The sequence below is a fragment of the Ensifer canadensis genome, from assembly GCF_017488845.2.
GTDB lineage: Bacteria > Pseudomonadota > Alphaproteobacteria > Rhizobiales > Rhizobiaceae > Ensifer > Ensifer canadensis.
Genome location: NZ_CP083370.1, coordinates 2,290,598 through 2,304,613 on the forward strand (window position 1 = coordinate 2,290,598; position 14,016 = coordinate 2,304,613).

Below are 14,016 nucleotides of genomic sequence, written 5' to 3' on the forward strand. Positions count from 1 at the left end.
CTAAGAGCATCGCCGTCTACTGCATGTATCCTTAAATCGTATTCGATTTAAGGATACATGCAGCAATTCGAAGTGCTACCGCGACCTTTGCGCGTCTAACAAGACGCGCGGCGCTATAGAAGGAAGAAATCGCCAGTTGGCCTGTAAGCCGGGTTCTGTATGGCCCCATTGCCCGAAGACAACGGAACGTGGCAGCCATTCATCTGGGACTACGTTTGCACGCAGCCTCTTGCAACCCACCCGGATGACTGGCCCGGAAACAGGCTGGACGCTTGCGCGCCCGCGTCATCCCTATTCGGTCTTGCTCCCGGTGGGGTTTGCCGTGCCGTCCATGTCGCCATGTCCGCGGTGGGCTCTTACCCCACCCTTTCACCCTTACTCCGCAAGCGGAGCGGTTTGCTTTCTGTGGCACTTTCCCTGAGGTCGCCCTCGCCGGACGTTATCCGGCACCGTATTTCCGTGGAGCCCGGACTTTCCTCCCCCCGCGGCCTTTCGGCACTTGCGGAGCGCGGCTGCCCGGCCAACTGGCAGGCGGTCCTTAACCGACCGGGAAGCCGAGCGCCAGAGAAAAACGGCGATCTCGACGTTTCGGCTTTGGCACGCCGCCACACTTTTACTTCAGTGCTTAGCGGAACGAGACGGCGAAATCCGTTTCATAGGCCGGATCGTCGATCCGACCATCCATCACCAGCTTGGCGCCAAGCCGACCGATCTCGTCGGAGCTTTTCGCCGCCTGGCCGTTACCACCCGTGACGACGGCAATACGATCGCCGCCGGCAAAGCCGATATAGGGAAAGCCGTGGCGGGTGAACGACGTCACGCAGGGGCGGAAATGCGTCGAAGCGGGCTTGAAGCCGGGCATCACCTCGGCGAGCAATCCGCCCATGTGTTCCGCTGCTCCGGCGCCGGCGCTGCCCCGGAACCACGCCCGCACCTCGGGCTCGCTCTTGAGAATGCGGTCGGTCGGATCGCCGCCGATCTTGATGTAATGCTTGCCGTCGGCATAGGCGACCGGCGGCAGCAGGTAGTAGCTCTTCGCCTGCTCCGGCGACGCACCGATCAGCGATGGCATATGGTCATAGGTTGGCAGATCGTCAGCCGCGACCTCCGCGAAGAACACGGTGCGCGCCTTGACGACGAGGTCGATCGGTCGGGGAAGAAGCGTGTCGGAAAGGGAAAACCCGCCGGCGGCAACGATCACGCGTCCCGCAGTGAGTGTTGCGCCCTCTGTCGTCGTGACGACGACGCGGTCGCCGGCCTCGGATACGGACGCCACTTCGCTGCGGACAATCCGGGCGCCGGCCTTTTCCGCACAGATCGTCTGCGCCAGAACGAGCGCATGTGGATTGATGTAGCCGGCCCCTTGCGCCTCGTGGATGCCGGCAAAGCCCTGGGGGAAACGGAACCAGGCAAAGCGTTCGGACAGTGCATCTTCGTCCAGAAGCGGCGCCTCGACGCCGAGCGCGTCGCGAGCCTTGGCGACCTTCTCGATATAGTCGTAGCTTCCGCCCGGCGCCGGGCCGGCGATCAGGCAGCCGACTTCCGCATAGAAATCGATGCCGCTTTGCCCGGCGATCTCTCTGTAACGGTCGATGGAACGCTTGGCGAGACGCGCCCAGACGGGATCGTCGTCGATCGTGCGGGTGATTCGGGCATTGTCGTAATGGCTGGAAAAGACGCCGCCGTGATTGGCCCAGTCGCTGGGCTCGTCCGGCCCGACCAAGGCCACCCGTGCGCCGGAAAGCGCCAGGTACCGTGCTGCGGCCGCCCCCATCATGCCCTTGCCGACAATGATGAAATCAAAGCTTTCCGACATGTCCGTCCCCATCATCTCGATCAGGCGGAGATAGCATGTCAGTGCAGTTATGACACTGCGGGGGCATCACATTTCGAAGATCGCCGGAACGCGAGACCTGTCCGGCTGGAGCATCTGCCACCGCTCAAGGACGGTCAGCGGATGATGCTCGGTATTCGATAGAATACAATGCCCCTTACTGCATAATTCCTTAAATCGGATCCGATTAAGGACGAAATTATGCAGCAAGTTTAAAGTGCTACAGCGACCTTTGCGCGTCTAATAAGACGCGCGGCGCTGTAAAACATGCTTTGCGCGCACGACCTGGTGCGCGCCATACGGACGGCATCACTTAGTCGATGATGCTCTGGACCTTGCCGCAGTAACGCTTGGAGACCGGGTTCATGCGCTTGGCAGCGTGGCCGGCATTGTACTTCAGGATGGTGCCGCAGGTGGTGCCGCCGGAAAGCTCATGCGCCACAGCAAGATACTTCATGCCGAACTTGATGTTCGTTTCGGGATCGTAGAGACCCTTGGAGGAGCCGGAATAGCCCATCATGCGCGCCGTCGCCGGCTTGATCTGCATCAGGCCGATTTCGCCGGCACTGCCGCGCGCCATGGCATTGAAATTGCTTTCGACCTTGACCACCGCATGGGCCAGGTCCGCCGGAACGCCGTACTGCTTGGCGTAGGACTGGATCAGGATTGTGTACTGCGTGCCTTCTAAGATTTCCGGTTTCGGGTAACCTGTCGTCCGTGTAACTGACTTGAGGGATGAGGTCTTGATGGTCTTGTCGATATTCCCCGCATACGACGTACCAATCCCGGCGAAGAACATGCCAAAGCATGCCGCCACCGCAGCAACAGACGATATTCTCATGTAGTTTGAAGTCTCCGGTCTGGGGAATGGGCGGCACGGCGCACCCCGCCGTTCAAGCCTCACTTCCCGATCGTTTCATTGACAGGAAATGAGCGTTGCGCCCTGACGTTCCCTGCAGTTCCAATCAGCGGCAAATGAATGCCGCATCATGGTAAACATGTGGCAACGCAGCAAATTTGTGCGACAAAAGACCGGGAAAGCTAATTTAGCACGCAAAAATTTTGCGCGTCAGGCACCAAACTGCGGTAGTCCCGCAAGCAGACGGTGCAACGTATCGAGGGTCGAGATATCGGCGATGCCGTCGACCCTTTCCTGGCGAAAATGCCGTTGGAAGGCGGCGACGGCGCCCTCGGTTTTTTCGCAGAATTCGCCAGTGACTTCAATGCCGTAACCATAGAGCGACAGCATGGACTGGATCGCCTCGACCGGTTGGCCGTGATCGCCGCGCTGAAAAAAGCGACCGCCGCCGATCGGCGCCGGCTCCACCCAGTGCCCGACGCCCTCGCGATGCAGGCGATCCCACGGAAATTTTTCACCCGGATCGACCTTGCGAATTGGCGCAATATCGCTGTGTGCGAGGACCCGTTCCGGGGCGATCGACCACCGTTCGCCACAGTCCCGACACAATTCGACGACCGCAGCGATCTGTTTTTCGGGAAAATCCGGTAGCCCGCCGGGGTGACCGGCGTTGGCGATCTCGATGCCGATCGAGCAGGAATTGATGTCCGTCTCGCCCTTCCAGAAGCTTTTGCCCGCATGCCAGGCCCGCAGCGTCTCCGGCACGAGCTGGTCGACGCGACCGTCCTCGTGGACGAAATAGTGGCTCGAAACCTGGCTTTCCTGGCGGCACAGCCATTCGAGCGCAGATTTCGCCGTCGGCATCCCAGTGTAGTGAAGCACGATCATATCGGGCACCCGCGCATCCGCACGGTCGCCGAAGTTGGGCGACGGCATGAAACGTGCACCCGAGTAGTCGCAGTATTTCGACGTCATGCGGCGCGGCGTTCTCTCTCGATCGCCTCATAGGCGGCGTTCAGCGCGGCCATGCGGTCATTGGCGATCGCATGGAACTCTTGCGGCACGCCACGCGCAACCAGCATGTCCGGATGGTTCTCGGACACCAGCACGCGGTAGTGCTTGCGGATCTTAGCAAAGTCGTCCTTGGGCGAAACGCCGAGCACCTGATAGGGATCGCGGCCGTCGCTGTGCACGTGGCGCGCCATGATCCGTTCGAAATGCGCTTCGTCCATGTGGAAGATCTCGGCGACCCGCATCAGGAAGGCCAGTTCCTTTTCATGCACCGCGCCGTCGGACTTGGCGATGTGGAACAACCCGTCGATGATGTCTTCCAGGATCGGGCAATTGCTCTCGCAGGACGAGCAGAGCGACGCCATCTTCTCGGCATAGGCTTCGAAACCGGCGACGTCCTGGCGCGCGAGGTTATAGAGACGGGCAACATTCTGGGCCTGATCGGCGGGAAACTCGAAGATATCGCGAAAGGCCGAGACCTCCGCCTCGGTCACGACGCCGTCGGCCTTCGCCATCTTGGCCGAAAGCGCGATCATCGCCACGGAGAAAGCCACCTTGCGCCGGGTTTCCGGGTCGCCTTCGAACAGTGTGCGCACGGCCTCGACCACACCGGCAAGTGCGTTGCCGGTGGCGGTGACGATTTTGAGGAGGCTATCCCAGAATGACATGCACGATTTTCCTGTCTCTCCAGCCTATAGCATGGACTATTGTGGTGGCAAATTGCAAGCGGTGGCCTGCGGCGAACCACGGGAATGACGAATTTGTGATGGCCCCTCACTATTGTCAATCCGTTGCGGTAACGTTGCGCCAGCGCGAGGGTTCCCATCTGTTCCCTGGGGAACAGGTCAGCACCTTCGGGAAGAGGCTCAACCCCCTGCCCCACAGCGGGTTGGCGCCGAGCCTGCCTCTTGCCGCCGCGGTTTGCGCGGCATCATGTCCACGGTCGTTTTCGAGACCGAGGCGACAAAACCCAAGCACTTGCCGACCGGACATCCACAGACCTGTCATTTAACTTCCATCGGATTTACGCTAGAGAGGCCCCACCAATTGCATGCCGAATCCCGAGGAGGAAACATGGCCAAGAAGAAAGTCGCAATGCTGACGGCCGGCGGGCTGGCGCCTTGCCTGTCATCCGCCGTTGGTGGCCTGATCGAACGCTACACCGACATCGCGCCCGACTACGAGCTGGTGGCCTACCGCTCCGGCTACCAGGGCGTGCTGCTTGGCGACCGCATCGAGATCACCAGGGACATGCGCGAAAATGCGCATATCCTGCACCGCCACGGCGGCTCACCGATCGGCAACAGCCGCGTCAAGCTCACCAACGCTGCCGACTGCGTCAAGCGCGGCCTGGTCAAGGAGGGTGAAAACCCGCTGCGCGTCGCTGCCGAGCGCCTCGCCTCCGACGGCATCGGCATCCTGCACACGATCGGTGGCGACGACACCAACACCACCGCCGCCGACCTTGCCGCCTATCTCGGCGCCAATGGCTACGACCTGACGGTCGTCGGCCTGCCGAAGACGGTCGACAACGACGTGGTGCCGATCCGCCAGTCACTCGGCGCCTGGACGGCCGCCGAACATGGCGCCCGCTTCTTCGATCATGTCAGCAACGAACAGAGCGCTGCCCCGCGCACGCTCGTCGTCCATGAAGTCATGGGCCGTCACTGCGGCTGGCTGACGGCGGCAACCGCCCGCTCCTATGTCCAGATGACTGAGGACAAGCAGTTCGTCGACGGCTTCATGATGAACAAGCAGCTGAAGAACATCGACGGCCTCTACCTGCCCGAGATCAAGTTCGACCTCGAGGCCGAGGCCGAGCGGCTGCGCGCCGTCATGAACCACTCGGGCTTCGTCACGCTGTTCGTCAGCGAAGGCGCCTGCCTCGACGCGATCGTCGCTGAGCGGGAAGCTGCCGGCGAAACCGTCAAGCGCGACGCCTTCGGCCACGTGAAGATCGACACCATCAATGTCGGCAACTGGTTCTCCAAGCAGTTCGCGGCCCTTCTCGGCGCCGAGCGGTCGATGGTGCAGAAGTCGGGCTACTACGCCCGCTCCGCGCCGGCAAACGTCGACGATCTCCGCCTGATCCAGAGCATGGTCGACCTGGCGGTCGAAAGCGCGCTTAACAAGGTCTCCGGCGTCACCGGCCACGACGAGGATCAGGGCGGCAAGCTGCGCACCATCGAGTTCCCGCGCATCAAGGGCGGCAAGCACTTCGACACCTCGACGAAGTGGTTCGGCAACGTCATGGATGTCATTGGCCAGAAGTGGCAGGCGGAAGACTGATCAGAGATCTCTGATTAACAGTTGACGGCTCCGCGCCTTGGTGGCTCCCTCCCGAGATCAGTCTCGGAAAGCCCTCAAGCGCGGAGCCTTTTTCATGTCGTTCGAACACTGGTTTGCCTTTGCCGCTGCCTCTGCAGTGCTGCTCGCCATTCCCAGCCCGACCATATTGCTCGTCATTTCCTATGCGCTCGGCCATGGCCGCAAGACGGCGGGCGCGACGGTTGCCGGCGTGGCGCTCGGTGATTTCACCGCCATGACCGCATCGATGCTCGGGCTCGGCGCACTGCTCGCCACCTCCGCTGCGGTCTTCACCGTGTTGAAATGGGTGGGGGCCGCCTATCTCGTCTGGCTCGGCATCCAGCTCTGGCGGGCACCGGTTGCCGGAAGCGAAGGTACCGGTGAGCATGTGCCCGCCAAGGAACGGCCGCTGCGCATCTTTTTCCATGCCTATGCCGTCACCGCACTCAACCCGAAGAGCATCGTCTTCTTCGTCGCCTTCCTGCCGCAGTTCCTCGATCTGTCGCAGCCGCTCTTTACCCAGATGGCGATTTTCGAGGTAACGTTCCTGACGCTCGCCATCCTCAACGCAAGCCTCTATGCAGCGCTTGCGACCGCCGCCAAAAGCACGATTTCGAAGCCGAATATCAGGCGGATCGTCAACCGCACGGGCGGCTCGCTGCTCATCGGCGCCGGGCTTCTGACGGCAACCATGAAGCGGGCGTCGGCCTGAAATTCGCTCGTGCGCTTGCTGCGCGACGCCCCATGGGTTAATGGAGATTCACGCATGGCGGCTAATCGCCGTTGATTTGCCGGGGCTGCGGGGCCCAGAAGCACGAAAGTGACAGCATGCCGAAATTCCGTATTTCCCTTTCAAAACAGACGTTTGGCGTGGCAGCTATTCTGTCGGCGACACTCGTCTCCGGGTGCTCGACTGTCGAGCATACCTCGGTGGAAGAGCTTACGGCCGTGCAGACGGTCACCCCGCTTGCAAAACCCGGCAGCGAAATGACGGCCTATGCCCTTCCGACACCGGATGGCGCGGCAACCGCGGCATCCGCTGCCCTGTCGGCACAAACGGCCGGCATGGCAACCACCTTTCCCGTCGGCACTGATCTCGCGCAGGCCGCCGGTCCGGCACCGACGGTCGTCGCCGTTCCCGGCGGCAAGCCGGGCGCAGCGCAGGCCGTCGCCATGGCGACGCCGGTAGCAGCTTCTGCCAATGCCGCTGTCCTGCCGGAAAGCGCATCCGCCCTCGTCTCGCCGAAGACGAGCCGCGTCCAGGATCTTCCCGTTTCGACGCTTGCCGTTGCTGCCGCGATGGAATCGGACTTCGACACCGGCGAGCCCGTCGGCCTCGAAACGCTCGTCGCCAACCGCATGATCGTGCCCACCGAAAAGCCGAAGATGGGCGTGATCGGTTCGAGCGTCGCCGCCGTTGCCAGCGTCATTCCCGATTCGATGAAGCTGACCAAGGCGCCGACCAGCTCGCGCCCGGAACTCGACAAGCTCATCAAGCATTACGCCGACCTCAACGGCATTCCCGTCGAGCTCGTGCACCGCGTCGTCAAGCGCGAGAGCAACTACAACCCGCGCGCCTACAGCAAGGGCAATTACGGTCTGATGCAGATCCGCTACAACACCGCCAAGGGGCTCGGCTACGAAGGCCCGGCCGAAGGCCTGTTCGATGCGGAAACCAACCTGATGTATGCGACCAAGTACCTGCACGGCGCCTGGATGGTTGCCGACAACAAGCACGACGGCGCGGTCAAGCTCTATGCCAGCGGCTATTACTACCACGCCAAGCGCAAGGGCCTGCTCGAAGAACTCGGCATGAAATAACGACGCCGGATCGTTTTGGTGAACGTTTCAGGAGGCGCTCAATCGAGCGCCTCTATTATTTTGGCGTTGAGCTGCTGCACGTCGTAACCACCGCGTGACGGCGTCAGCCCCAGGCGCACGACCGCAAGGCGAAGCGAAGGCACCAGCAAGATCGCCTGCCCGTCATGCCCGAGCATCCAGAAGGCATCGGCAGGAAAGACGCCTGTGCCGGCGCGAACCCCATTCTCCTGCAGCCACACCTGGCCCGCGCCATATTCGCCGCCGGATGCCTTGGTCGGCGTCCGCATGAAAGCGACATAATCCCTAGGCAACAGCCCCCTACCCTTCCAGTTGCCGTCCTGAAGCAGGAATTGCGCAAAACGCGCCCAGTCGCGCGCCGTTGCATACATGTAGGACGATCCGACAAAGGTGCCGCTGGCATCGGTCTCGAGCACCGCACTCGTCATCCCGAGCGGCAGGAACAGGGCATCGCGCGGATAGGCAAGCGCTGCGGCGGGGTCGTCGAAGCTTTGCATCCAGAGCCGCGACAACAGCGTGCTCGTGCCGCTGGAATAGCTGAAGGTCGAGCCCGGCTTCGATGTCGCCGGCTTGGCTGCGGCGAAGCCCGCCATGTCCCTTTCGAGATAGAGCATGCGCGTTACATCGCTGACATTGCCGTAGCCCTCGTTGAACTCGAGGCCGCTCTCCATTCCCATGAGGTCGGCAAGCCTGATCTTGGCGCGCGCGTCGCCGCTCCATTCCGGCAGCAGGCCGGCGCGCGTCACGTCCATGTGCCCTTCGGCGACGCGCATGCCGATCAGCGCTGATGTCACCGATTTGGTCATCGACCAGCCGAGAAGCGGCGTCGAGCGATTAAAGCCCGCGCCGTAGGTCTCGGCAATCAGATGTCCGTCGCGCACCACCGAGATCGCGCGCATGCCAGGACCGGCAAGGTTGCCATCCTCGATCAATGCCTGAACGGCCGGATCGATATCCGCCTTGTCGCCGTCCGGCCAGGAGACATCGGCCGATCGGGCGATGTCAGGCGTCGACGGCTCCACCGCTGGAGCCAGGGCAGCGAGATCGTCGTCGGAAACGTTGGCGCAGCCGAGCCCTGGGCGATAGACCGCATGGGCCGGGGCGGCAAAGCCGAAGATGCGGGCAGACACCAGCCGCTTCTCCCGGTCGACCGAGACGCTGATGAATTTCAACAACGGATGGCCCGGCGCCTGGACGTCGTCGGCAAGCACCGCCTGCCCGTCACGCCCGGCGATGAAGACATTCGAGCAGACGATCTTGGCGGCGTAGCCATCGCCGACCTTCAGCAGCCCCGGCGGCGCCACGGCCAGCCACCCACCGACGCAGGCAATGGCCACGACAACAGCAGCCCCGACAGTTTTCAATACGCGTGCCATCGCATTCTCCCGTCTGACGCGAGAGAGAGAAGCAGCATTTGAACGAAAGGAAAAGCCCTTGCCTTTATGCGAGCCGACGGGCGTCTTCGCCGTCCCTATCGCGCAACAGGGCTGAGAGGTCGCGCGCGGGCAATGCCGGGGATATCCATGGCCCCCAGGCTTCTACAGCGCCTGCGGTGCGGGCGCAGTCCATTTCGCTTTCCCTGGCGATGCCGCGCACCGCCATCGGCAGCCGCAGCACCTGCCCTGTCTTGACGAGGCAGGCGAGCAGCGCGACGCTGCGCTCGCTGCCATGCGACCTGCGGATCGCCGGCAAATCCACAGTCAGTTGGTCCGGCTTAAGCTCCCCGACAAGGTTGAGCGGCAGCGAGGCAGCAGCGCCACCGCTCAGCGCGATGCGCACGCCGAGCGCACGCAGACCGTGCAGATTTTCACTGATCAGCCCCATATCGCCGGTCGAGGACGCTTCTGCCACCTCGATCGTCAGCCGGCCGGGCGCCAGTCCCGCCTCGTCCAGGCACGCCTTGATATGGCCGAGGAAATCGCGATCCCGCAGTTGCAGCGCGAGGGGTGCCACCGTCAGGCCGACCGGCGATGGCCAGCTCGCCGCCTGCCTGCAGGCCTGCCGAAGGGCCCAGTTGCCGACCGAGAGTGCCAGTGCTCCCTGTTCGAGCGGCTCAACAAAAGCCTCCATGTCGATGACGCCGCGGACCGGGTGCAGCCAGCGCAGCAATGCTTCGAAGCCGCGGATGGCGCCGCTCGCTGCACCGGCGATCGGCATGTATTCCAGAAAGAATTCCCGCTGGGCGACCGCGCGGGCAAGGTCGCGCTCGGCCTCGGCGCGCATTTCCGCGGCTCGCGCAAGGTGCGGCGCGTAGATGACATGGCTGTTACCGCGCATTTCCTTGGCTTCGTAGAGCGCCAGGTCCGCCCGCTTCAACACGGAGCCGGTCGACAGGTCGCCTGGTTCCAGGAACGTAACGCCGATGCTGCAGCCGGATGCCACTTGGCCGTCCGAAAGATCGAACGGCGCGTCGAACAGCGCCTTCACCCGGCCGGCAAGCGCCGCGACCTCGGCATCCGACGGAGAACCCGGACCAAGCAGCACGAATTCGTCGCCACCGAGCCGATAGACCGTCGCCTCGCCGGAAAACGCCCGCCGCAGCCGAGTGCCGATGCCGCTCAGCAACCGGTCACCGGCATCATGGCCCATCGTGTCGTTGACCGCCTTGAACCGGTCGAGGTCGATGAGCAGCAGCGGCCTGCGCTCGAATGCCGTGCCATCGGAGCGAAGCGCGCGAAGCACATCGGCCTCCAGCGCCGAGCGGTTTTCAAGCTCGGTCAACCGGTCGCGGTGAACCTCGTTGCGCAGCCGCCGCTCGGCGCGGCGCGCGGCGCGCAACTCGCGCTCCAGCCGTCGTGAATAGGACCAGCGGTAGAAAGAGGCACCGGCGACGAAGGGCATGACGCCCGCCGCAAGTGCTCCGGAAAAATTCCAATGTGTAAAGGATCCATCCGTGAACAACGTTTCCGTGGTCAGCCAGATCGCTGGAAACAGTGCCCCCAGTGCCGTGCCGGCAGCTGCAAATCGCTGCTCGGGCTTCGGCAGAAACGTTCTTAACATCATGTCGACGCCCCCCGAATATAGGGAGGAGCTAGCACGCCAGGGTTTAATGAATTCTTATGGGTGAAAAATCGTAGTCGGCATTTTTTGTGCGGCGCAGCAGCTGTGAAAAAACCCGTCATCAAAGTGTAGCCGAGTCACTTTAGAAGCGGCTAAGTTTCAACTGGATGAGCGGCAGAGATGACCGAACTTGCCCCTGACGTCGGCTTTGGCAGAAAAAATCCCAAGCTAAAAAACGCCCTCCTGCAACACAAGACCCTTTCGCTTGCCGGCCTGTCCGAGCGCCTGTTTGGCCTGCTCTTCTCCGGCCTCGTCTATCCGCAGATCTGGGAAGACCCAATCGTCGACATGGAAGCAATGCAGCTTCGCCCTGGACACCGCATCGTCACCATCGGTTCCGGCGGCTGCAACATGCTGACCTACCTGTCCGCCGGCCCTGGTCGCATCGACGTGGTCGATCTCAATCCGCACCACATCGCGCTCAACCGGCTGAAGCTTGCCGCCTTCCGCCATCTGCCTGCTCACAAGGACGTTATCCGGTTCCTGGCAACGCAGGGCACGCCATCGAACGTGCAGGCCTTCGACCTGTTCATCGCCCCGAAGGTCGATCAGGCCACCCGCAGCTACTGGAACGGCCGCAGCGTCACCGGGCGCCGGCGCATCGGCGTCTTCGGCCGCAACATCTATCGCACCGGCCTGCTTGGCCGCTTCATCGCCGCAAGCCACATCCTGGCGCGACTGCATGGCGTCAATCCGGAAGAGTTCGTCCAGGCCAGCTCCATGCGCGAGCAGCGCCAGTTCTTCGACACGCGACTGGCGCCGCTGTTCGAGCGCCCGTTCATTCGCTGGATCACCAGCCAGAAGAGCTCGCTGTTCGGCCTCGGCATCCCGCCGCAGCAGTTCGACGAGCTGGCGAGCCTGAGCAACGACAAGTCGCTTGCCTCCGTGCTTCGCCACCGCCTGGAAAAGCTGACCTGTCATTTCCCGCTCAAGGAAAACTACTTCGCCTGGCAGGCCTTCGCACGCCGCTATCCCCTGCCGCACGAAGGCGAGCTTCCGGCCTACCTGCATGCCGGCAACTACGAGACGGTCCGCGATCGTGCCGAATGCGTCGAGGTCCACCACGCCAATTTCACCGAGCTTCTGGCGAAGAAGCCGGCAGGATCGGTCGACCGCTACGTGCTGCTCGACGCCCAGGACTGGATGAACGACCAGCAGTTGAACGATCTCTGGACCGAGATCACCCGCACCGCAGACGCAGCCGCGACAGTGATCTTCCGCACGGCCGCTGAAGAGAGCATCCTTCCCGGCCGCCTCTCCACGGCTTTGATGGAGCAGTGGCACTATGATGCCGAGACATCGCTGAAGCTCGGCAACGCCGATCGCTCGGCCATCTATGGCGGCTTCCACATCTACCGGAAGAAAGCATGAGCGGGGTGGAGCACGCCGAGATCAGCCACCAGCGGCGCATGGACCAAATGTATCGCTATCAAAGGCACGTCTACGATCTGACGCGGAAGTATTATCTCTTCGGCCGCGACACGCTGATCCGCGAGCTGAACGCGGGCGCGGGCGCCTCCGTGCTCGAAGTCGGGTGCGGCACGGGGCGCAACCTCGCGCTCATCGGAACGTGCTTTCCCAAGGCCCGGCTCTTCGGCCTCGACGTCTCCGCGGAGATGCTGGCCTCGGCGGAAACCAAGCTCAGCCGCCGCGGCAGTTCGGCGGCCACGCTGCGCATCGCCGACGCCACCAGCTTCCAGCCCCAGCTTTTCGGCGAAACCGGTTTCGACCGGATTGTCATCTCCTACTCCCTGTCAATGATACCGGACTGGCAGGGCGCGATCGAAGCGGCGATCGACGCGCTGAACCCCGGCGGCTCGCTGCATATTGCCGATTTCGGCCAGCAGGAGCGGCTGCCGGCAAGCTTCCGCCGCCTGCTGCGCGGCTGGCTGACGCGCTTCCATGTGACCCCGCGCGAAACACTGTTCGAGGTGCTGGGAGAGCGGGCAAGACGCGACGGCGCACAGCTCGAGCGCCGGGCCATCGGCCGGGGTTATGCCTGGCTTGCGGTCTACCACCGCCCGGCCGTAACAGCGGCGTCAGTGACAAATCCGGCCGCTGCACGGCTTGGCGACCGAAGTGCTGCCGCAATTCCCGCTTGAGCTAACTCAATTTTTACGATGATATGGTGAAAATGAGGTTCACGCCTCACTGGGGGACATCACCATCATGAAAGCCATCGTGTGAGGCAGGATCGTCGTTCGTTTCGAAACAGGACCTCCATGCGCCGGCTTCTTCTGGCACTGCTGCCCATTGCCACTCTCCTTTCCGCCTGTTCGTCGACCGACTACGATCTGTTGCAGACCGCATCGATCCCGCCGCGCTTCAGCGATACCGACCCGCAGGATTTCGGTGGCCGCACGCCGCACCACCACAACATCCACGGCATCGACATCTCCAAATGGAACGGCGATATCGACTGGATGAAGGTGAAGAATTCCGGCGTCTCGTTCGCCTTCATCAAGGCGACGGAAGGCAAGGACAGGGTGGATACGCGCTTCAACGAATATTGGCAGCGCGCTCGCGCCGCCGGCATTCCCTATGCGCCCTATCACTTCTACTATTTCTGCTCGACCGCGGATGCCCAGGCCAACTGGTTCATCGCCAATGTGCCGAAGAGCGCCGTCTACCTGCCACCGGTCCTCGACGTCGAGTGGAACGGCGAATCCAAGACCTGCCGCCACCGCCCATCGCCGGACGAGGTCCGCGTCGAGATGAAGCGCTTCATGGACCGGCTGGAGGCCCATTACGGCAAGCGGCCGATCATCTATACCTCTGTGGATTTCCACCGCGACAATCTCGTCGACCAGTTCAAGGAGCACCACTTCTGGGTTCGCTCCGTCGCCAAGCATCCGGGCGAAGTCTATGTCGAGCGCCGCTGGGCATTCTGGCAATATACCAGCACCGGCGTGATACCGGGCATTGACGGCACCACCGATATCAACGTCTTTGCCGGCTCGGCCAAGAACTGGAAGAATTGGGTCGCCGCCGTTTCCAAGCCGGGATGACGACAGCCACGGTTCTGTGCAGAAGCGCGGCAAACCGACCCATTTTCTTCTTTCCGTCATAATGCTCTGAGAGAGCAGCAGCAGATTGCATCTTTGGT

Annotated in this window: 12 protein-coding genes and 1 other RNA gene; 6 read left to right on the forward strand and 7 right to left on the reverse strand. The window is 62.5% G+C overall.

Going from position 1 to position 14,016, the window contains the following annotated elements:
- Positions 1-128: 128 nt before the first annotated feature.
- The 5 genes from rnpB to J3R84_RS11210 all read right to left on the reverse strand — a co-directional run bounded on the left by rnpB (position 129) and on the right by J3R84_RS11210 (position 4,372).
- Positions 129-528: RNase P RNA component class A (gene rnpB / locus J3R84_RS11190), an RNA gene on the reverse strand.
- Positions 529-625: 97 nt separating this feature from the next.
- Positions 626-1,816, reverse strand: a complete 1,191-nt coding sequence (locus tag J3R84_RS11195; RefSeq protein ID WP_025427737.1) for an NAD(P)/FAD-dependent oxidoreductase — start codon at positions 1,814-1,816, stop codon at positions 626-628.
- Positions 1,817-2,147: 331 nt separating this feature from the next.
- On the reverse strand, positions 2,148-2,675 hold the full coding sequence (locus J3R84_RS11200; protein WP_025427738.1) for a lytic transglycosylase domain-containing protein: 528 nt from the start codon (positions 2,673-2,675) through the stop codon (positions 2,148-2,150).
- Between the two features lie 228 nt (positions 2,676-2,903).
- Positions 2,904-3,668: an N-acetylmuramoyl-L-alanine amidase gene (locus J3R84_RS11205; RefSeq protein ID WP_025427739.1), complete on the reverse strand. Its 765-nt coding sequence runs from the start codon at positions 3,666-3,668 to the stop codon at positions 2,904-2,906.
- Complete coding sequence (locus J3R84_RS11210) at positions 3,665-4,372, reverse strand: J domain-containing protein (RefSeq protein ID WP_025427740.1); 708 nt, start codon at positions 4,370-4,372, stop codon at positions 3,665-3,667. Before J3R84_RS11210 ends, J3R84_RS11205 begins: the two co-directional genes overlap by 4 nt.
- Positions 4,373-4,778: 406 nt before the next feature.
- On the opposite strand from J3R84_RS11210, the gene J3R84_RS11215 reads away from it, so the two are divergent.
- The 3 genes from J3R84_RS11215 (at position 4,779) to J3R84_RS11225 (ending at position 7,832) form a co-directional block, all read left to right on the forward strand.
- Positions 4,779-5,993, forward strand: a complete 1,215-nt coding sequence (locus J3R84_RS11215) for a pyrophosphate--fructose-6-phosphate 1-phosphotransferase (protein ID WP_025427741.1) — start codon at positions 4,779-4,781, stop codon at positions 5,991-5,993.
- A gap of 94 nt (positions 5,994-6,087) precedes the next feature.
- Positions 6,088-6,723, forward strand: coding sequence for a LysE family translocator (locus J3R84_RS11220; protein ID WP_203528246.1), 636 nt, complete (start codon positions 6,088-6,090; stop codon positions 6,721-6,723).
- A 116-nt stretch (positions 6,724-6,839) separates the two neighbouring features.
- On the forward strand, positions 6,840-7,832 hold the full coding sequence (locus J3R84_RS11225; protein ID WP_025427743.1) for a lytic transglycosylase domain-containing protein: 993 nt from the start codon (positions 6,840-6,842) through the stop codon (positions 7,830-7,832).
- Positions 7,833-7,870: 38 nt separating this feature from the next.
- Here the strand turns inward: J3R84_RS11225 and J3R84_RS11230 are convergent, their stop codons facing one another.
- A complete protein-coding gene (locus J3R84_RS11230; RefSeq protein ID WP_057211116.1) occupies positions 7,871-9,226 on the reverse strand; it encodes a serine hydrolase domain-containing protein in 1,356 nt (451 codons plus the stop codon).
- A 64-nt stretch (positions 9,227-9,290) separates the two neighbouring features.
- The gene (locus J3R84_RS11235) at positions 9,291-10,853 is read right to left on the reverse strand and encodes a putative bifunctional diguanylate cyclase/phosphodiesterase (RefSeq protein WP_203528244.1); all 1,563 of its coding nucleotides are present in this window, start codon (positions 10,851-10,853) and stop codon (positions 9,291-9,293) included.
- Between the two features lie 177 nt (positions 10,854-11,030).
- On the opposite strand from J3R84_RS11235, the gene J3R84_RS11240 reads away from it, so the two are divergent.
- The 3 genes from J3R84_RS11240 (at position 11,031) to J3R84_RS11250 (ending at position 13,918) form a co-directional block, all read left to right on the forward strand.
- Positions 11,031-12,281, forward strand: coding sequence for a BtaA family protein (locus J3R84_RS11240; protein ID WP_025427745.1), 1,251 nt, complete (start codon positions 11,031-11,033; stop codon positions 12,279-12,281).
- The gene (locus tag J3R84_RS11245; RefSeq protein WP_203528242.1) at positions 12,278-13,012 is read left to right on the forward strand and encodes a class I SAM-dependent methyltransferase; all 735 of its coding nucleotides are present in this window, start codon (positions 12,278-12,280) and stop codon (positions 13,010-13,012) included. The genes J3R84_RS11240 and J3R84_RS11245 overlap by 4 nt, the downstream gene beginning before the upstream one ends.
- A gap of 120 nt (positions 13,013-13,132) precedes the next feature.
- Positions 13,133-13,918, forward strand: coding sequence for a glycoside hydrolase family 25 protein (locus tag J3R84_RS11250; protein ID WP_025427747.1), 786 nt, complete (start codon positions 13,133-13,135; stop codon positions 13,916-13,918).
- The last annotated feature ends 98 nt before the right edge of the window (positions 13,919-14,016 follow it).

Bases quoted from the DNA above. Each gene is read 5' to 3' on its own strand.
- J3R84_RS11210 (WP_025427740.1), bottom strand. From the start codon at position 4,372: ATGTCATTCTGGGATAGCCTCCTCAAAATCGTCACCGCCACCGGCAAC.
- J3R84_RS11195 (WP_025427737.1), bottom strand. From the start codon at position 1,816: ATGTCGGAAAGCTTTGATTTCATCATTGTCGGCAAGGGCATGATGGGG.
- J3R84_RS11245 (WP_203528242.1), top strand. From the start codon at position 12,278: ATGAGCGGGGTGGAGCACGCCGAGATCAGCCACCAGCGGCGCATGGAC.
- J3R84_RS11250 (WP_025427747.1), top strand. From the start codon at position 13,133: ATGCGCCGGCTTCTTCTGGCACTGCTGCCCATTGCCACTCTCCTTTCC.
- J3R84_RS11215 (WP_025427741.1), top strand. From the start codon at position 4,779: ATGGCCAAGAAGAAAGTCGCAATGCTGACGGCCGGCGGGCTGGCGCCT.
- J3R84_RS11225 (WP_025427743.1), top strand. From the start codon at position 6,840: ATGCCGAAATTCCGTATTTCCCTTTCAAAACAGACGTTTGGCGTGGCA.
- J3R84_RS11200 (WP_025427738.1), bottom strand. From the start codon at position 2,675: ATGAGAATATCGTCTGTTGCTGCGGTGGCGGCATGCTTTGGCATGTTC.
- J3R84_RS11220 (WP_203528246.1), top strand. From the start codon at position 6,088: ATGTCGTTCGAACACTGGTTTGCCTTTGCCGCTGCCTCTGCAGTGCTG.
- J3R84_RS11240 (WP_025427745.1), top strand. From the start codon at position 11,031: ATGACCGAACTTGCCCCTGACGTCGGCTTTGGCAGAAAAAATCCCAAG.
- J3R84_RS11205 (WP_025427739.1), bottom strand. From the start codon at position 3,668: ATGACGTCGAAATACTGCGACTACTCGGGTGCACGTTTCATGCCGTCG.
- J3R84_RS11230 (WP_057211116.1), bottom strand. From the start codon at position 9,226: ATGGCACGCGTATTGAAAACTGTCGGGGCTGCTGTTGTCGTGGCCATT.
- J3R84_RS11235 (WP_203528244.1), bottom strand. From the start codon at position 10,853: ATGATGTTAAGAACGTTTCTGCCGAAGCCCGAGCAGCGATTTGCAGCT.